Below are 18,582 nucleotides of genomic sequence, written 5' to 3' on the forward strand. Positions count from 1 at the left end.
CCTATTAACTAAAATCCTTTAAACTGTGGTTCTTCTTTTTCTATTTCTCCTATTCTTCCTTCTAGTTCCATAACAATTGACTTCATTTTACGATGGCTCTCATTAAAAACTTCCTTCACGTGGGGGTCAGGATGGTGAAGTGCATAATTTTTAATTGTTGCATCTGCTCCCTTTAATGTTGCATAGGTTTGTTTTACTCGAGATATAACAGTCATTCTCTTTCCTCCTTAAAAAAATCTTATATACCCCTTTTAATATTCCCCGCTTTTAGTCCCTTTATCAATTTTCTTATGCAAGTATTACCTATATATAGTGAATCATAAACTTTTTTTATAACGAATAGGAAAGTTCGACTTTAATTATTATTAAAATAAGAGAACTTTACGTAATGAGTTTCAAGAAAGTCATCCGATAAATCTTCCGAAGGAAGACTTTTTTATAAACTAATTCTCTACAATAAAGTTTTATGGTAAAATTAAAGTAGTTTGAAAAAAGGGGGGCTTAAAATGACCTGCAATAAAGATAATTGTTCATGTCCAAAGACTAACTGCGAAAGACATGGAAAGTGCTGTGCTTGTATAAATCACCATCGAAAAATTAACACATTGGTTCACTGTATGAGAAGGATTGCAGAAGAGCAAGAAGAATAAACTTTTAATATTTTCAGTCAAAGTCATCCTTTAATCCTTCAAAGGAAGACTTTCTTTATAAGCTGAAAATAAGTAAAGTCTTAAAAAAAAATCATAGTTAGGAGAGGATTTAATTGTCTAAGAGTAAGAAATTTAAAAAAGAAACCATTAAGCTTAATGGTAATGAAGCATTCATAAAATCAGCCAACAAACTTAACAAAAGTATGCCTGAGGTTTCCCGTGGTTGTGGAGTGATAGGTGATAAAAAATTTAATCGTAAGAAAAGTAAAAGAGCCATCCAAAAAGAAATTCAAAACTTTAAGGATGGCTCTTTTATTAATCCCTTATAATTTGCCTGTTTATTAATCTTAAGTTTATTAATTCTTCAATATCTTCATTAGTCATATCTTCAAAAGTTAAAAATTCATACCCGTTTTCTATATAATAATTAATCACCTCTGGTAAAATCTCTAACATTGCAGTATTTCTTGCTGTATCGTGGAATAATACAACCACAACATCCTTACCTTTTGATCCATTAATGACATTATCTAGTAGTTTCTGGGGATTATTGGCGTCCTTACTAGTGTCACCCGAATCAACATTCCAATCGACATAATAGTACCCTTTACTGATCACATCTAATGTAAGCCTTGGCATAAATTGTCTTCCTCCAAATTGAAAAGAACTATGATTAGATGAGCCACCAGGGAATCTAAAAAATGGCGGTGGGTCATAACCTAAAATATCTTTAAATGTTTCTTCTGCCTTGTAAAAATCTTCATAAAAGGTAGCGAAAGTTGTATAGATTGAATAATTATGACTATAGGAATGAGGCAAGATGGAATGTCCCTCATCATAAACCTCTAACACCTTACTAGCACTACGTTCCATTAACTGTCCAATCATAAAAAAAGTTGCTTTTACGTGATGTTCCTTCAATACTTCTAACACTTTTGGCGTTAGCGTAGTTGGTCCATCATCAAAAGTAAGATATACTTTCTTATTTCCAACTTCTACATCAGGCTTCTTTTTCCCATTATCTTTATTTATTGTATCTTCTTCCTCTTGATTATTTGAATCTGTAAGGCCCTCCGACGTATTATTGCCCCCTGCTCCTTCTATTTCAGAATTTCCCCCATCTCCTTTATTGTTTTCATTATCTTCTATATTATTTCCGTTGCTATTATCCCTCGGCACTTCCCCTACAGGTTCTACAACGATAGGTAGAACTCCTCTATCCTCTAAAAAGCCTTGGGCAATACCCCTAAAAGAAAATACACTTACCAACAACAATAACACCATCAACAAACCAAAAAATACTTTCATAATTTTTTTCATCTGGTAATCTCTCCTGTCCCCTTTTTAAATGTCTAATTATATTATACAGGTAAATAACAATAAAAGTTATAGTATTAATGATGTAATTTTTTCCTTGCTCTTACACTTAAGTTGAAAGAAGAGCATATAAAAAACCCACCCTCTGCTACCTTGCAAAAAGTGAGTCTTATCTGTTTTTTTAATGGAGCTGATGATGGGACTTGAACCCACGAACCTCTTCCTTACCAAGGAAGTGCTCTACCTACTGAGCTACATCAGCACTTTGATATGTCCCTTAATTAGAACACTTAAATAGTATATAATGATTTTTGCCTTTTGTAAAGAGAAAAATACATTTTTTTATGATTTTCATCATTTTTAGATTAAAGTCTTCTTTTGAAAGATCTAAAGGTTAATCTCCGTTGATAAAGAACAATGGAGCTGATGATGGGACTTGAACCCACGAACCTCTTCCTTACCAAGGAAGTGCTCTACCTACTGAGCTACATCAGCATGAGTTTAATTTGTAAATAGGGATTATACAGATAGTAGGGCAAATTACACGCTATAGTAGTATATAATGATTTTATCAATTTGTAAAGATATTTCTGCCATTTTTTATGTATTTTTGTTTTTATGTATTTATGTTTTTATGATAATGAGGGCATTGTATAACCAGACTAATAAAGATTTAAAGGGAATTTATCCAATAAGAAATTCCCTTTATTTTAGTACTCTTATACTTTTTATCCTATTTTTATCTAAAATTTCGACTTTAAACTTTGACCCATTAAACTCGATCACTTCTCCTATTTTTGGCAATCTACCCAACTCACCAATAATGAATCCACCAATTGAATCAAAGTTTTCAGATTCAATATTTGTGTTCAGCATTTCATTTACTAGAGTAATTTTAGCACTACCTTCTACAATAAATTCATTTTCACTTATGACTTTTATTTCTTCAATTTCATGTTCATCATATTCATCTTGTATTTCACCCACAATCTCTTCTATTAAATCTTCTATGGTCACAATTCCAGCTGTACCTCCATACTCATCTAAAACAACCGCTATATGGGTTCTATTTTTCTTCATTTCTTTAAATAAGCTACTAATTTTTTTAAACTCGAAAGTAAAAAAGGGTTTTCGCATATGTTTTCGAATATCAAAATTTTCTTGTATCCCTTCTACTAAAAGCATATCTTTCACATACAAAATACCTACGATATCATCTATGCTCTCATCATAAACAGGATATCTAGAAAACTGCTCTTCCTTTAATGTCTCTAGAATCTCTGTTAAAGGAGCATCAACATGAAAAGCAGTAATATCTGTTCTTTGTACCATAACATCACTAATATGTAGATCTCCAAATTCGAAAACATTATAGATCATCTGCTTTTCTTCAACCTCAAGTACACCTTCTTCGTGACTTACGGTAACAATTGTTTTTAACTCATCTTCAGTAATAAAAGGCTTTTCTCCATCGGCTTTAAGTCCCAATAACTTTAAGATAGCATTAGTGATATATGTAAATATGATTACAATAGGGTTTAATATAGTTACAAATACTGCAATGGGTTTAATAACATATAATGATATTTTTTCAGCTTTTTTAGCAGCTAGAGATTTAGGTGTTATTTCTGCAAAAATAAGCACCAGTAATGTCATGATTCCTGTTGCTATTGCAACTCCTCCTGCTCCATAGTAGTCAATTGCTAATGAGGTTGCTAAAGCTGAAGCCCCAATATTAATGGCATTATTTGCAACTAAAATTGTACTTAACATTTTACCTGGTTTATCGATCATTTTATAGATTAGTTCTGAACCCGATATTCCTTCTTGCGTCATATGTCTAACCCTTAATTTACTTATAGACATTAAAGCTGTCTCACTTGCAGAAAAAAAGGCAGAGGTTAATAATAAGATTAAAAGTATAAATAATCTTGGCAAATAGCTGTAATCCAATTGATAATCTCCTCCCCTAATATAACAATAAATTGGTCTTTTCATTAGTATAGCTTAATTTTGTGAAAATATTATAGAATTACGACAAGTATAACTTTTTCTATTTCCATAAAACATATAAATTCATAGTTAGGTATGTTGGACTTCCTCGTATATTATATGAAACCAGATTCTTAAAAAGAAAAGAAGCATTTATAGATAGCATCACTTTTTATCTATAAACACTCCTTCTTTTTATCCTATACCTTAGTTGAATTTTTGATGATATTACATATAAAATCTACCTCTTCTTCCTGTAGATAAGGATGCATTGGTAAAGATAATACGATATTACTTAGTTCATTAGAGATTGGAAAATTTATATCAACACAGGCTAAATCTAAAAAAGCGATTTGTCTATGCATTGGTTTTTGGTAGTATACTAAGCTTGGAATCCCCTTATCGCTTAGTTTTTGTTGTAGGGCTTCTCTTGTAATAGAATCTTTAAGTTTTATTGTATATTGGGCAAAGCTAGATTTATAACCATTTGGTATAACGGGAACATCAACAACACCTTTAAGTCTTTCACTATACCATCTGGCAATCCGATTAACATCATCTAGTTCATGCTGAATAAATATTTTTAACTTAACAAGTAATATGGCTGCTTGAATTGTATCTAGTCTAGAATTTACGCCAATTCTTACATTGTCATATTTACTTTCTCCTTTACCATGAACTTTATAGGATCGTACTAACTCGGCTAATTCATCGTTATCTGTAAATATCCCTCCACCATCACCATAGCACCCTAACGGCTTTGCTGGAAAAAATGATGTGGTTGCAGCATCCCCAAAACTACAAGCCTTTTTATCTTCAATACTTCCACCAAAACCTTGAGCCCCATCTTCAAGAACAATCAGATTGTACTTTTTAGCGATTTTCTCTATTTCAGGAAAATTAGCAGGAAGACCAAATAAATCTACAGGGATAATCGCCCTAGGATTTAGTTTTCCTTCATTAAAAGTTCTAATAATCGTTTCTTCTAACTTTTGTACATCTATATTAAATGTGTTTCTATCTACATCAACAAAGACGGGGGTAGCACCTACAAAAGAAACAATTTCTCCCGTAGAGAAAAAAGTAAAATCAGGTACAAACACTGCATCTCCTTTTTTTATATCCCACGCCATCATTAATAAAGTCATTGCTTCAGTCCCATTGGCACAAGTAATACAATGTTTAACTCCCAGATATGCCTTGAGCTCTTCTTCTAAAGTTTCTACTTCTTCTCCACCAATAAAAACGCCCCTCTTAAGAACACCTTCTATTGCGGCATCTATTTCATGTTTATATTTATTATATTGAGCCTTTAAATCTCTAAATTCCATCTTATCAACCTTCCCCTTTTAGTCTTTCTCTTTAAGCTGCTGGTTATCAAGATAGTAACTACGTCCACAAAATTTACAAGAATAGTTATTTCTTAAAGGTTCTCCACATTGGCAAACCCAACCTATTTGCTTAGCAGGCACTCCCACCATTAACGCATAATCTGCTACATCGTTAGTCACCACAGCTCCTGCAGCAATCATTGCCCATTTTCCTATCGTGTTTCCACAGACAATCGTTGCATTAGCCCCTATTGTAGCTCCGTACTTAACTAAGGTTTTCTTAAAGGCTTCGGCCCCTTTTGGAAACATGCTTCTAGGCGTTAGATCATTTGTAAAAACCATCGAAGGGCCACAAAATACATAGTCCTCTAATATTACACCTTCGTATACCGAAACATTATTTTGTATTTTAACATTATTTCCAATCACCACATTATCACCAATATTTACATTTTGCCCCAAAGAACATTTTGATCCTATTCTAGCACCTTTATGGACATGGCAGAAGTGCCAGATTTTCGTAGCTTCGCCGATTACAACATCATTGTCTATATAGCTACTTTCATGAACAAAATAAATCATCGATCGAACCTCCCAATATATTCCATTGTACTGCCACCCTCTAATGGTAGCTTTACTTTTTCTCCTGTTATAGCTGACTTATAAATTGCTAGGACTAACTCTAAGGCCTTTCTTCCGTCTTCTGCTGAAATATATGGGGGTCTGTCATTTACAATAGCATCAATAACATCGGCATAAAGAGGTGTATGACCATATCCATATACTGTTGGTGGATGCTCACAGTATTCGTTCTTTACTTCCTCGGGGTCATCAATTTGATCATTAAAAAGCCACTCTTCGATAAGATTTACAGATTTTCCACCAGCTTTTACAGTGGCCTTATCACCAAAAATATAAAGTGTTTCTTCTAAATTTTTAGGGTAAATATTTGTTGTACCTTCAATAATCCCATAGCTACCATTTCCGAATTTTACAAGGGCAATCCCTAAGTCTTCAGCTTCAATATAGTCATGCTTTAATCGGTCTGTCATTCCTATCACTTCAATAATTTCATCACCCATCATCCATCTTAGTAAATCGATATTGTGTATACATTGATTCATGAGGGCGCCTCCGTCTTGTTCCCATGTTCCCCGCCATGGCGCTTGGGTATAATAATCTTTACCCCGGTTCCATCTAATATGGGCTGTACCGTATAACAGTCTACCAAAACGATTAGCTTCTATTGCCTCTCTTATTTTCATAATAGATTTATTAAACCTATTTTGATGACAAACACTTACTTTAATATTTTTTTCTTTTGACTTTTTGATAATTTCATCAGCTTCTTCTAATGATAATGTTATTGGTTTTTCAATTATTAAATTGATTCCATTATCTATACAATATAATGCAATTTCACCATGCTTACCACTTTCAGTACAGATTGCAATTAAGTCAAATGTTTCATCCTCTATCATTTTTTTGTAATCAGTATATTTTTTTATTTTTTTATCTAAATTAAAAGTTTCCTCTATATTAGTTAATTTTTCCTCTTCTAGATCACATAAAGCTACTATTTCAAGTTTATTTGCAATGGCTGCCGCAATATGATTCGGGGCTATCCTACCGCACCCTATTATCCCATATCTTAAACTCAAATTTCTCCCCCCTTACAGCAATTCTATATTAACTCGGTCTTCTACATGTTTCATTGCATTTTTAGTGTCGAAAATCACCTTGGAATGCTTCTGTACAAAATCATAATTAATGTTACTATGGGCTGTTGTAATTACCACTAAGTCAACACCCTTTAATAATTCTTCAGTAAGATCTTTCTCCCCTATCATTTCAACATTTCCGTCTTTAAATTTCTCTACATAGGGATCATAATAAAGTACTTCTCCCCCTACCCTTAACACATGGTCTATCACTTTTATTGCAGAACTTTCTCTATAGTCATCAATATCTTGTTTATATGCAACACCTAAAAATAGTATTTTCGAACCATTGATAGATTTTTTCTCCCTATTCAATATTTTAGTGATCCTTTCAGTACAATATTCTGGCATTCTATCATTGACCACCATCGATGATTCAATCATTGAGGTATGAAATGCAAATTCTCTAGCTTTCCAAGACAAGTAGTAGGGATCTAATGGAATACAGTGACCTCCTAATCCAGAACCGGGATAGAAAGCATGAAAACCAAAGGGTTTTGTTTTTGCTGCTTCTATTACCTCCCAAATATTAATTCCCATCTTATTACTTAAAATCGCTAATTCATTCACCAAACCGATGTTAATATTACGATAGGTGTTCTCAAGTATTTTCTCCATTTCAGCGACTTTGGGGGATGATACCTGGTGTACTGGCGCTACAATGATATTTTGATACAGAGTCACAGCAACTTCTGTACATGCAGCTGTCACACCTCCAACCACCTTAGGCGTATTCCTTGTTTTATATGTTAAGTTACCTGGGTCCACCCGCTCTGGAGAAAAGGCGAGGAAGAAATCTTCACCACATTTAAGGCCAGAACTTTCTAATATTGGTTTTAGTAGTTCTTCTGTCGTACCAGGATATGTTGTAGACTCTAATACAATTAACATATCTTTATGCATATAGGGCACAATACTTTCCGCTGCTTTTTTTACATGACTTATATCTGGTTGTTGGTAACGATCAAGGGGAGTAGGAACACAAATACATACACAATCAACATTTTTTATTTCTTCTATATCAAGTGTAGCGCTTAATAATCCATTACCTACTACTTCTTCTAAATCTTCTTTAATCACATCGCCAATATAGTTTTTACCTGCGTTAATCATATCAATCTTCGATTGATGCCTTTCGAACCCTATTGTTTTATAACCAGCTTTAGCCTTTTCAACTGCCAGCGGTAGCCCTACATAACCTAATCCAATAACACCTAAAATTGCAGTTTTATTAAGCAATTTTTCTTTTAATCTATTCATAGTAGTCATACCTCCATCTATAATTAACAGTAACTTCTTACTGAGAATTAATTTTAAATTTATCGATATAGTCATCTAAGATTTTCATTTCAAATTAATGAATGAAGATTCCATAATTTAAACCATAATTATTCCATTACGGAATTCCCCATAACTAAAACTTCGATTAGCTAGTGATAACGATTAATTTCTTTAACCTTTTTTCCCTATAGCTTCATTCTTACTTAACTTACTGGTCTTTTCATATTTCTTTACAGATAACTGATCATTTACTAATTTACACCTTCCACATTCAGGGTGCTCGTTTGCTTCAATAAACCATAGCTTACCGCTTTTATCGAGGGCAATATCTAAGCCTACTATTTTTAGTGGCTTACTATTGCCTAACACATTAGCTATTTGATGACTTAAATCTATCATTTCTCTAAATATGATCATGGGTTCTTTTTTTTGATCATACCTCTGAAGTATTTTATGCAGGGGATAATCGGTCGCCCCCTTAGAAACATTTGTAACCACTGCGTTTCGTGTAGCTGCAACTTTAACAGAAGTCAAAGTTAGCCTCCATGTATTAAGTGCTTTTTGCAATACAATCCGCATATCAAAAGGTTTATAATTATAAGTTGATAGTTCTATCCCTTGTTGAATAATATACTTTTCAGGGTGGTTTATAACTTCCTTTAGTACATTATTAAGCATTCTTTGATCTATCTCTTTTGTTTTTTTATCCACACTTACTAAATATTTAATTTTTTTAATTCTCTTAATCCTGATAATCCCGTTACCCCCTGTGTTATCATTTGGTTTCAGATAAATTGATGGATATTTTTCCAACATGTTCGCAAGTGCTTTGTTATTATACCAGCAAGTTTCTGGTATATGCTCTGCTATTATAGGATCCTTAATTAAAACTTCATAGTGCCCCATCTTATTACGCAAACCCCTAACCTCCCCAACTAAAGCCTTCATAATAGCTAACTGTAGAATAAATACGATTTAGTAATTTTGAAGTTTTAAAAATACAATCAATTTATCCTTGAAGGGCTTTTTGAAATATTTTAAAGGTCTCATCAACCATTTTCCATATATTAAAATGATCTTCTGCAATTTTCCTTGCTACTAGTCTTCTTTCTTCTAGTAATCCCCTCCGATAGTGGAAATCTAAGAGATCTTTCATAATATCCTGTGAATTTAGTTTAGAATATCCATGTTTTAGAGAAGCACTTAATAACGGAGTCTTCCCCTCATCAAACCAATTTTCCATTACCACACCACCATATCCCTGGCCGATAAGAAACCCGACATTTCCAGCTGCCATTGCCTCCCTTAAGGCTCTCCCCCTACCAAATACAATTTGACTCCACTGAAGATACTTAAGTGGTTCATGTACCCAACCGCAAAGTTCCAGTTCCCCTGTCCCCGCTCCAGATGCGTGACCAATTACCTTTGCTTCTACAGGGATTCCTTTTCTTCTTAGCTGTCTAATAGCTTTAGAAAGATAAGTGACTCCATTGGCAGTTGGTCCATTTGTTCTTCCCATCCATAATATTCGTAAAGGACCATGGTTATTTTTCATATTATTTGGTTTATAATGATCTGTATCTATTCCATTAAAGATCACTTCTATTTTATCTTTAAATTCTGAACCAGCTGACGCAGCAACTTCTGGTCCTATGGCAATAATGCCTTTTGCTACCCTTAGGGATGCCCCGTGAAGGGTATTCCAATTTGCTGTTCCATGTAGAGTAACTATATAAGGAGTATTATATTTTTTATATATTGCCATAGCGGATGATAGCACAATAGGTGAATGGGCATGCACTAAATCAAACTTATTAGATTGAATCTTTTTTAATAGGCTTTCATCAGAGTCATAGTAAAAGTACTCTAGCCCTTTAATTGATTCAATTAATCCATCCATATCTTTTTTAGTTATTTTAAAAAGGCTTATGGTCTTCGGATTATGAATAAATCCAATTATAGGCGTTACTCCTCTTTTTTGCATATAGAGGGCTAATTCTCGTACATGGGTAAAAACTCCGCACTTTGCCATAATAGAAAGGAATAATACTTTCAATATCTGCACCTACTTTCTTGTGTAATACTAAATAAATGGCCCCTTAAACTTTCTAAGTTAAATTGATAAGCTTATTAACACTTATTAAATAGCCTATCATCCTGTTGCATTTTTTAGTTTCAGTATATGCACAAGATAACTGATAGTGCATGCGTTTTCTTCTGGGGCCAATTATTTCTTATATTGTATCAACTATGATAAAAGGGGGATTCATCTCTAGATAGGCTGGGTTTAGCTTCTCAAATTTAATGACAATACCATGATTTAATCCACTTTGCCTACACCACTTACTTTTAAAATTACTAACATCTATAATAAGCTCTTTACTTTTATGAGGAATGCGATGCAAGCTAATTGTTTTTGAAGGGGGATATTTCCCCTTACTTACTAAGTCTCTACTCCAAGTAGATATGATTTCATTAATATGCACCTTGCTGGATATATTGCTATTATTTAGTGGGATATGCATATTTATTTTAGTGATTTTCATATCCTTAGGAACATCAACTAAATTAAATGACATAAAAGCTAGCTCTTTCACTATCTGAAGCCGTTGAGGTAAAATAAGCATTTTTTTTTCAAGTGTTATCAACCAACTCACCACCCTTAATTATCTTAAGGCATTTTAATTTGAGGAAATACATTAGTCTCCAATACCTCTTGATATATTTTAATTAGATCTTTAATAATTCGTGATCCCTCATGATGTTCTTCAACATATGCTCTACCTTTCTTTCCAAGGCTAAAACGTTCTTCTGGCTCTGTAATTAATGCTTTAAGTTTTTGATATAAATTGTCTGGGTTAGCCGATATTATTGGCATTTTATCTCCATACATTTTTTCGAGATCTGGTCGGATATAGCAAATTACTGGCTTACCCATAGCCATTGCTTCTACACTTACATTTCCATAGGATCCACACAAAATTTGATCTATGACTATATCAGCCTTACGATAATATTTTAGTGCGTCTTTATGACTTTTCCCTTCAATACTGATATAATCAAAGGAAATTTTGTCTGCTTTTAATTTCTCTAAAGTTTCCTCAATTATATCCGACCCTTTAAATGCTCTATCAGTTGGTGCATGAACTATTGTGGGTTTCTTAGTTGTAATTTGAGGGTATAATGGTTTAATCACCTTACTATTAATCAATCTTGGTAAAACATATACTGGCTTCCCCTTTGAACGATAATAGTCAATCACATATTTATACAATTCATTATCTTGAACTATTGCCGCATCCATGCTTTCCGAAAACAGTTCTAGATTATCTTTTATTTCTTCATCACTTAAATAGTTATTAGTCTTTACATAAGGATTAACATATCCCTTTCCTTTGCTGGCAAGACTCTTAAACCTCACATCATTTCCTCTATGATGCATTATCATTTTTTTACCAGCTTTATTTATCATATCGATGTCACTAAAATCAGTCATGACAGTATGGCCATTATGAAAGTGAAAAATATCATAGTAATCAATAAATTTATCCAGTACTTTTATTAACTCATAGGACTCTGTTTGCCATACATTACTATACTGTAGATAGCTTTCAAAGTAATTGAAACTATAAGCCTTAAAGTTCTCATTCCTTAAATACTCACAAATTAACCCTGCTTGACCTGCAATTTCCAAAGGTAAGTGAACTACTTTAGGATTGGTAGTTGACATTAACTATCCCCCCTCTTCTATAACTGACTATAAATATCCAATAATTTATCAACAACACTACCAATCTCATGAAATTTCATTGCATACTCACGGCTTGCATGACCTATTTGGGGTAATTTATCTGGATTATTTATTAGATTAATTAGAGCTTCATATACTGCTTCTGGTTTTGTTATTACAATTGGTAAATCTGGTGGGAAATGTTGTTTAACATCATCTCTTATAAAGGCTACAACCACCTTGCCCATTGCCATAGCTTCCACACTTAGCATTCCATAACTTCCACACAGAACCTGATCAATTATGATATCTGCCTCTTTGTATGCTTGCATGGCTTCTCGATGACTCATATTTTCTATTGCTTGATAAACAAAATTAACAGCGTTTTTCCTTAGTTTTATAATGGCTGCATCAACATAAACTGATCCTTTGAAGTTTCTATTGGTTGGTGCATGGATAATTTTGATAGGTTTATTGTTAGGCTTTGGATATTCAACAGCGATATCTTTAACCTTACATGCCAGTGGCAAAATATGAATTTTTTTATAATAATCTTTTACATATTGATATACCTCATAGTCTTGGACGATAGCAGTGCTTATATATTGCGAAATAAAACTCAAATTCTTGTGAATCACATCATCACTATAATAACTGCTAGGAATTGCATAGGGATTATGGGCTCTAATCTTAGCCTGACTTCTAACGTCATTACCCCAATGATGCATTATCATCTTCTTCCCTTTCTGAAATAAATATGGTAGATCAGCATTACCAAGTAGAAATGTATTTCCATTGTAAAAGTGAATGATATCAGCATGTTTATCTAGCGTATTAATAAATCTAGACAGTTCATAAGCATCAGTATTAATAATTGGTCCATTGTATTTTAAATAACTATTAAACCAGTTATAACCACTTGCATAATGTCCCCTTTCCCTAAGACCTTCGCATAAAATTCCCATCTGTCCAGCAATTTCTGTAGGTGCGTGAAGAATCTGCATAACAAACGCCTCCTTATTGGTCATCTAAATAACTATCTATAACATTTTTCCTACTATTACATATGTTGTATAGAGAAAACTTGTGAGGAGGAATTTTATGAGTTTAAAATTTTTATCCCCTATACAACTTAATATAAAAAATCATTTAGCAATTCTCCCTTTAGGAGACCTTGCAGAGCACAAAATACAAAATTGGAGTATAGAAGACTTAAAGCCATATGTCTCTTATATACTTCAGGATAAAAGTATAGATACTATGTTTGGTGGACTAATATTTAATCCTATTAGCTCACGACCAAACCATTATATTTATCCAATGTATGCTACATTAGGAGAGTTGGCGACTATAGAAGATTGGCGATTGGCGATTGATGACCTTTTTAAAATCAACTATAACTTCCATGCCGCTTGCCTAAGTGGTAGAAAACTTGATATTTGGGTAATGCTACCCTATCCCCTTACCCTTCAAAATGACTTTGGTGTTGTAGATAATGTAAACTTAAATTTTAATAATCACAACGATCGATTAGTTGCATTAAAATGGTGGATTAATAATTTTCTAGAAGGTTGGCAAAAGGCAACCTATTTGCATGGCAACTTAACCTTTAAGGGTTTTGTCTGGCAGAGAGATGGAATTTTCGACGAGGATAGTCAACTAGTTATAGATATCAATAATTTTATACGACAAAAAAACTATTTAAGCATGTGGTTGCCCAACTATGGCTCCAATGGGATTACCGACTGGAAGAAATTTGGTTTTGATATTACCTGCATTAATTCAAACTATTACGGTAACACAAACAATGACTATCAATGGATCAATTATGCTTCTGCCTTTGGGAAGTTCTATCATACCGGTATGCAAATAAACTACGGCAAAGGTTTAATATACAACCAAAATCATTTAACTGACTATCTTAATTTAGGTCTCCCTCAGTATAATAATTATATGAATGATTGTGTCGTTGTCTATAAGATCACAGATCAAACCTTAAATGAGGTTTATAAGCAAAAATTAGTTGATTATATTAGGATCTACAGTTTTATTAAAGGTATCTATTCGAAAGTAGCTTATCCCCTGATCCCTTATTAAATTAATAGGCCTTTTAAGCAAATTTAAAGAATAACTTTCCGTTTTGCTCTAAATTAGAAATTAATTATTTCATATCATATAAAAATATCCCAAAATCGTAAGTTCTGTAATTAACGATTAAGGGATATTTTTATATGGCTTACTATCATTACTTAGCACTATTTTAGTTTTGAATAAATGGCTAACAACTTATTTAGTACAACATCTTTATCATGGTACTTTTCAACATATTCTCTTCCTTTTATGCCAACCAAGTGCCTTTCATAGGGCTTCTCAATAAGCAGCTTAATTTTTTCTTTTACATTAGATGGATTGGCATTAACAATCGGTAAACTAGATGGAAATTTACCGACTAAATCTGGTCTAATAAATGCTACAACTGGTTTTCCTAATGCCATAGACTCAACACTTAAAAGTCCATAAGAACCACAAAGAATTTGATCAACAATTATATCTGCTTTTTTATAGAGTTTTATCACTTCTGCATTACTCATTTTTTCTATTCTCTTATATTCAAAGTTATGGGTTGCCCTTAATTCATTTATCGCTTTTTCTACATGGACTGTACCTTTAAAATCAGGATTAGTTGGGGCATGAAGAATAAGTGGCCGCTTTTGTCTTTTATCAGGATAGGCAGGTGTAAAGCGATCTAGATCAATGGCTATCGGTAAAATGTGTACCCTTTTATAGTATTTTTGAACGTAGGGTAATACCTCATAGTCCTGCACAATTGCATCTGTAACATATTTTGAAATTATTGATAGCCTCCTGTGTATTTCTTCATTAGGTGGTGAATCTCCTGTATACACATATGGATTATTTATTCTAGCCATATCATGAAAACGCACATCATTACCCCAATGGTGCATTATCATTTTCTTTCCTTTTTGCTTAATTTTTAATAAGTCTGTAAAATTTTCTTCTAATGTCGTTGCATAATGAAAATGAAAAACGTCAAAAAAATCAATTAATTTTTTTGAATTTTTTCTTAATTCTACAATATTTGTATTTACGAGATGTTCTTTATAACCCAAATAGGAATGAAAAGTATTATATGCACTGGCTATGTGTCCTTTTTTCTTCAAGCCACAACATAAAATTCCCATCTGCCCTGCTATTTCAACAATACCATGAAAAATCTTCATTTTTCTCTTTCCTCCTTAAGCCATAAAAAAGTTTCTTTCAGACCTTCTGAAAGAGTATAATTAATTTTCCAGTTTAAATCTTCTTGAATTCTTGATGAATCAATATTCCTTCTATTCACAACATCTATCGGTCTCTTTTGCCTGAATTTAACCAAGTTCTCTGAATGATTAGATATTAATTTTATTTCATTGGCTAAACTGATGATGGAGGTTTCTATACCAGTACCTACGTTATATACTTGACCTATTGCTTTTTCATTTATTGCTGCTAAGATAAAGGCTGATAATGCATCTTCTATATATGTGAAATCCCTAGTTTGGTTTCCATTTCCATAAATTATTATAGGCTCCTTTAAATTTATTGCTTCAAAGAATTTAGCCACTACTCCACAGTAGGGATTTAATGTAGTCTGGCCTGGGCCATAAACATTTGATAAACGAAGAATTGATATAGGCAATTTATACATTGTATAATAAACACTACAATAATGTTCTGCAGAGAATTTACTCGCTGCATAGGGCAATTCTATTTTATAATATTCTTCTTTTGTTGGTAAAATTGTTGCAGCACCATACACTGATGCTGTCGAAGCATAAATAAAGCGTTTTAACATTCTACAGTTTTTATAGGCACTTTGTAAAAGGTTAAAGCCCCCTATTAAATTTGTATTTAAATCAAGCTCTATATCACTTACCGACTTCAGAATATTAGAACATGCCAAATGAAAAATATACTCTACTTTTGGCATAATTTCATCTATTATTTTTTTATTATTAATACTCTCTTTAATAAAAGTTATTTTCTCTGAATCTGGTATTGATTCTCTTAATCCTGTTGATAAATCATCAATGACATAAATATGTTTACTAATTGGTAATATTTTTTTTATTAATTGTGACCCTATAAACCCTGCACCACCTGTTACCAGTACATTTCCAAACATTAGAACAACACTCCTCCTTATTTCTGTCTTTTAACTTTTTGCTTAATGAGTACTTCAACCTTTGGCCATATCATCTTTAGATTCATCCCATAAGTGAAATTTTTCATGACTTTTTTTCTAGCATTAGCTCCTATTTCATATCTTAAGGCTGGCTTATCTTTATAGTATGCAATCAGTGCTTTTGTTTCTTCGGGTGAACTTGAAAGCACTAGTTCTTTTTTATCTTCAAATAGAGCTGACATTGCTTTAGTTTTACTAGCAATCATAAATGCTCCTGACCCTAAAATTTCAAAAGTACGTTGAGTAACTTGGTCTTCTGCATTTTGTACTCCTAATACAATTTTCGATGAACGATAGATATATCCAGAATTTCCGTATAAGACATACCCTTTTAGCCATTCTCTTGGAACATCAACGTTAAATTCTCTTTTTATTATTGCCCCATCTCTTTTCCAGTTTGAACCCCATATATGAACCTTTTCATTGCTCTTTACCAATGGAAATAATAAATGGTCAAGGCTATCAAATCGATATGTCTTTTTAAACAGGTGAGTGGACCCTACAAAGGATATATCATAGATTTCTTTTTCAGTCTTCTTTTTAGGGGGGAATATTCTTGGGTTAAATCCAAAATTGAAATAACTTGATGGAATGCCAAGTTTAGCATATTTACTTATGCACTTTGGATGAATCGTCCAAACTAAATCTGGCTTTGTTCGTTTTACATAAGGTAAGGACCACTCCTCAAAATTTATAATATCTTCTGTCGCCCAATATATATGAAAAAGTTGGTACTTTTTACATAGTTTTGGAACTAGATCAATAAATTTAGAGAAGAGTCTGCGGTTATATCCAACTGTAACTAAAATATCTGGGTTAAAGTATGAAATCCCTTTTTCAACTTCCTTCAAGTTCCATGAGGGTTGGTACATTATTTTATGTCCTAACTGAGCTAAAGAGTCCCCTAAACTATTGATACAATAGGTACGGTGGTCTAGAATAAGAATTTTATAACTCTTCATCCTTCCTCCCCCTTCTAGTAAGTGTATTTTTATTAATTTAATAATATACAATTTGTTTCTACTAATAACTAAGACTTGACAAACACTAACTTTATTAATAGGCAAAATCAATTTAGCTTTCATTACTCATCTATATATTATGAAAAACTTTAATTTTAGGTACAGTATACATAAATTTATCTTTTTCCATTAATACAATATAAAAGTGATGTCATTTTATATTTAGCATCAAGTAAATATTAGCAACAACTATATCTATTAAACATATAGTGTTTTTAGGAGGAGGGTCATCTTAACTATTTTTTTATAGTTAAACTTTACTAGATTTTTTTCATGTTCCTCCCCTTAGATTAAAAATTTTATCTACAAAGAGGTGAAACTATGTCTTTTAATGATCTGATTATTAATGGCGGATTTGAAACTGGACTCCTTCCGCCTTGGACAGCTATAAATGTAACCATAACTTCTGAGTACAGCCATTCAGGAATATATGCAGCAAGATTCACTGGAGGAATTGTTAATAGCTTTATCTCTCAATTTGTTCCAGTTGAGTCAGGGGAGCAGTTAGCCCTTATTCTTTCTATTGCGAAAGTGGGAATAGCTCCTAGTCCATTAGTCTCTATCTCTATCTCTTATTATGATGCTGCCTTTAATTATTTAGGAAATGGGCTAATCACCAATATCTTTCCTAGCAGGCTTCCCAATGTGGTAGAAAGTACGTGGTTAGAAATTTATGATGTAACTTCTATTTCTCCCCTTGGTACTACCCAGGCCCTTATAACCATCAACAAACTTCCATTAGCTGGGAGTGCTGATGTAGTAGTAGATGACGTTTCATTATTAGCAGTTGAAGGTACTGGTAATGGACCTACTGGCCCAACCGGTGCCACTGGACCTACTGGACCTACTGGTGCAACAGGTGCTACTGGTGCTACGGGTGCTACTGGTGCCACTGGAGCAACGGGTGCCACTGGTGCAACGGGTGCAACAGGTGCTACTGGCGCTACGGGTGCTACTGGTGCCACTGGAGCAACGGGTGCCACTGGTGCTACGGGTGCTACTGGCGCTACGGGTGCTACTGGTGCTACGGGCGCTACTGGTGCTACTGGTGCTACTGGTGCTACTGGTGCTACTGGGGCCACTGGACCTACGGGCGCTACAGGTGCTACTGGTGCTACTGGTGCTACTGGAGCAACGGGTGCAACAGGTGCTACTGGCGCTACGGGTGCAACAGGTGCTACGGGTGCCACTGGCGTAACTGGTGCCACTGGCGCAACAGGTGCTACGGGTGCCACTGGACCTACTGGACCTACTGGTGCAACAGGTGCTACTGGTGCTACTGGTGCTACTGG

At 33.6% G+C, this 18,582-nt stretch carries 19 protein-coding genes and 2 tRNA genes; 4 read left to right on the top strand and 17 right to left on the bottom strand.

The window, feature by feature from the left end:
* Positions 1-8: 8 nt before the first annotated feature.
* Positions 9-215, bottom strand: coding sequence for a DUF1657 domain-containing protein (locus T335_RS0113375; protein ID WP_026478003.1), 207 nt, complete (start codon positions 213-215; stop codon positions 9-11).
* A 291-nt stretch (positions 216-506) separates the two neighbouring features.
* On the opposite strand from T335_RS0113375, the gene T335_RS22515 reads away from it, so the two are divergent.
* Both T335_RS22515 and T335_RS0113385 read left to right on the top strand, forming a co-directional pair.
* Positions 507-650, top strand: a complete 144-nt coding sequence (locus tag T335_RS22515) for a hypothetical protein (protein ID WP_169735936.1) — start codon at positions 507-509, stop codon at positions 648-650.
* A gap of 113 nt (positions 651-763) precedes the next feature.
* Positions 764-979, top strand: a complete 216-nt coding sequence (locus T335_RS0113385) for a hypothetical protein (RefSeq protein WP_026478004.1) — start codon at positions 764-766, stop codon at positions 977-979.
* Here the strand turns inward: T335_RS0113385 and T335_RS21705 are convergent.
* From T335_RS21705 to T335_RS0113455, 13 genes are all read right to left on the bottom strand, one after another.
* The gene (locus T335_RS21705) at positions 966-1,970 is read right to left on the bottom strand and encodes a polysaccharide deacetylase family protein (RefSeq protein ID WP_051569315.1); all 1,005 of its coding nucleotides are present in this window, start codon (positions 1,968-1,970) and stop codon (positions 966-968) included. The two genes, T335_RS0113385 and T335_RS21705, sit on opposite strands and share 14 nt — an antisense overlap.
* Before the next feature lie 182 nt (positions 1,971-2,152).
* Positions 2,153-2,229, bottom strand: a tRNA-Thr gene (locus T335_RS0113400).
* A 156-nt stretch (positions 2,230-2,385) separates the two neighbouring features.
* Positions 2,386-2,462, bottom strand: a tRNA-Thr gene (locus T335_RS0113405).
* A 210-nt stretch (positions 2,463-2,672) separates the two neighbouring features.
* Entirely contained in the window at positions 2,673-3,920 is a 1,248-nt protein-coding gene (locus tag T335_RS0113410; RefSeq protein ID WP_026478005.1) for an HlyC/CorC family transporter, read from the bottom strand.
* A gap of 239 nt (positions 3,921-4,159) precedes the next feature.
* Positions 4,160-5,290, bottom strand: a complete 1,131-nt coding sequence (locus T335_RS0113415) for a DegT/DnrJ/EryC1/StrS family aminotransferase (protein ID WP_026478006.1) — start codon at positions 5,288-5,290, stop codon at positions 4,160-4,162.
* 18 nt (positions 5,291-5,308) lie between these two features.
* Complete coding sequence (locus T335_RS0113420) at positions 5,309-5,872, bottom strand: N-acetyltransferase (protein ID WP_026478007.1); 564 nt, start codon at positions 5,870-5,872, stop codon at positions 5,309-5,311.
* Entirely contained in the window at positions 5,869-6,951 is a 1,083-nt protein-coding gene (locus tag T335_RS0113425) for a Gfo/Idh/MocA family protein (protein ID WP_026478008.1), read from the bottom strand. The genes T335_RS0113420 and T335_RS0113425 overlap by 4 nt, the downstream gene beginning before the upstream one ends.
* A gap of 12 nt (positions 6,952-6,963) precedes the next feature.
* Positions 6,964-8,271: a nucleotide sugar dehydrogenase gene (locus tag T335_RS0113430; protein ID WP_026478009.1), complete on the bottom strand. Its 1,308-nt coding sequence runs from the start codon at positions 8,269-8,271 to the stop codon at positions 6,964-6,966.
* Between the two features lie 192 nt (positions 8,272-8,463).
* On the bottom strand, positions 8,464-9,210 hold the full coding sequence (locus T335_RS0113435) for a YheC/YheD family protein (protein WP_026478010.1): 747 nt from the start codon (positions 9,208-9,210) through the stop codon (positions 8,464-8,466).
* A 91-nt stretch (positions 9,211-9,301) separates the two neighbouring features.
* Positions 9,302-10,348, bottom strand: a complete 1,047-nt coding sequence (locus T335_RS0113440; RefSeq protein ID WP_026478011.1) for a glycosyltransferase family 4 protein — start codon at positions 10,346-10,348, stop codon at positions 9,302-9,304.
* Positions 10,349-10,526: 178 nt separating this feature from the next.
* Positions 10,527-10,940 carry a hypothetical protein gene (locus T335_RS0113445; protein WP_026478012.1) on the bottom strand — a complete coding sequence of 138 codons (414 nt, stop codon included), beginning with the start codon at positions 10,938-10,940 and terminating at the stop codon, positions 10,527-10,529.
* Positions 10,941-10,963: 23 nt separating this feature from the next.
* Positions 10,964-12,022 (bottom strand): glycosyltransferase, encoded by a 1,059-nt coding sequence (locus T335_RS20760; protein WP_051569316.1) that lies wholly within the window; start codon positions 12,020-12,022, stop codon positions 10,964-10,966.
* A 17-nt stretch (positions 12,023-12,039) separates the two neighbouring features.
* Entirely contained in the window at positions 12,040-13,026 is a 987-nt protein-coding gene (locus tag T335_RS0113455; protein ID WP_026478013.1) for a glycosyltransferase family protein, read from the bottom strand.
* A gap of 97 nt (positions 13,027-13,123) precedes the next feature.
* On the opposite strand from T335_RS0113455, the gene T335_RS0113460 reads away from it, so the two are divergent.
* The gene (locus tag T335_RS0113460) at positions 13,124-14,119 is read left to right on the top strand and encodes a DUF4855 domain-containing protein (protein WP_026478014.1); all 996 of its coding nucleotides are present in this window, start codon (positions 13,124-13,126) and stop codon (positions 14,117-14,119) included.
* Between the two features lie 158 nt (positions 14,120-14,277).
* On the opposite strand, the gene T335_RS0113465 is transcribed toward T335_RS0113460, so the two are convergent.
* The 3 genes from T335_RS0113465 to T335_RS0113475 are packed head-to-tail and all read right to left on the bottom strand — an operon-like array spanning position 14,278 to position 17,230.
* Positions 14,278-15,264: a glycosyltransferase family protein gene (locus T335_RS0113465; RefSeq protein ID WP_026478015.1), complete on the bottom strand. Its 987-nt coding sequence runs from the start codon at positions 15,262-15,264 to the stop codon at positions 14,278-14,280.
* Positions 15,261-16,208 (bottom strand): GDP-mannose 4,6-dehydratase, encoded by a 948-nt coding sequence (locus T335_RS0113470; RefSeq protein ID WP_026478016.1) that lies wholly within the window; start codon positions 16,206-16,208, stop codon positions 15,261-15,263. The genes T335_RS0113465 and T335_RS0113470 overlap by 4 nt, the downstream gene beginning before the upstream one ends.
* Before the next feature lie 17 nt (positions 16,209-16,225).
* Positions 16,226-17,230 (bottom strand): CgeB family protein, encoded by a 1,005-nt coding sequence (locus T335_RS0113475; RefSeq protein ID WP_026478017.1) that lies wholly within the window; start codon positions 17,228-17,230, stop codon positions 16,226-16,228.
* Between the two features lie 381 nt (positions 17,231-17,611).
* Here T335_RS0113475 and T335_RS20765 point away from each other — a divergent pair.
* The coding region (locus T335_RS20765; RefSeq protein ID WP_034328498.1) for an NTTRR-F1 domain at positions 17,612-18,582 on the top strand (971 nt) is incomplete at its 3' end.

The organism is Alkaliphilus transvaalensis ATCC 700919 (assembly GCF_000621485.1).
In the GTDB taxonomy this organism is placed as follows: domain Bacteria; phylum Bacillota; class Clostridia; order Peptostreptococcales; family Natronincolaceae; genus Alkaliphilus; species Alkaliphilus transvaalensis.

Coding starts and splice junctions, on each gene's coding strand:
- T335_RS0113455 (WP_026478013.1), bottom strand. CDS start 13,026: ATGCAGATTCTTCACGCACCTACAGAAATTGCTGGACAGATGGGAATT.
- T335_RS0113470 (WP_026478016.1), bottom strand. CDS start 16,208: ATGTTTGGAAATGTACTGGTAACAGGTGGTGCAGGGTTTATAGGGTCA.
- T335_RS20760 (WP_051569316.1), bottom strand. CDS start 12,022: ATGTCAACTACCAATCCTAAAGTAGTTCACTTACCTTTGGAAATTGCA.
- T335_RS0113420 (WP_026478007.1), bottom strand. CDS start 5,872: ATGATTTATTTTGTTCATGAAAGTAGCTATATAGACAATGATGTTGTA.
- T335_RS0113460 (WP_026478014.1), top strand. CDS start 13,124: ATGAGTTTAAAATTTTTATCCCCTATACAACTTAATATAAAAAATCAT.
- T335_RS22515 (WP_169735936.1), top strand. CDS start 507: ATGACCTGCAATAAAGATAATTGTTCATGTCCAAAGACTAACTGCGAA.
- T335_RS0113415 (WP_026478006.1), bottom strand. CDS start 5,290: ATGGAATTTAGAGATTTAAAGGCTCAATATAATAAATATAAACATGAA.
- T335_RS0113375 (WP_026478003.1), bottom strand. CDS start 215: ATGACTGTTATATCTCGAGTAAAACAAACCTATGCAACATTAAAGGGA.
- T335_RS0113430 (WP_026478009.1), bottom strand. CDS start 8,271: ATGAATAGATTAAAAGAAAAATTGCTTAATAAAACTGCAATTTTAGGT.
- T335_RS0113475 (WP_026478017.1), bottom strand. CDS start 17,230: ATGAAGAGTTATAAAATTCTTATTCTAGACCACCGTACCTATTGTATC.
- T335_RS0113465 (WP_026478015.1), bottom strand. CDS start 15,264: ATGAAGATTTTTCATGGTATTGTTGAAATAGCAGGGCAGATGGGAATT.
- T335_RS21705 (WP_051569315.1), bottom strand. CDS start 1,970: ATGAAAAAAATTATGAAAGTATTTTTTGGTTTGTTGATGGTGTTATTG.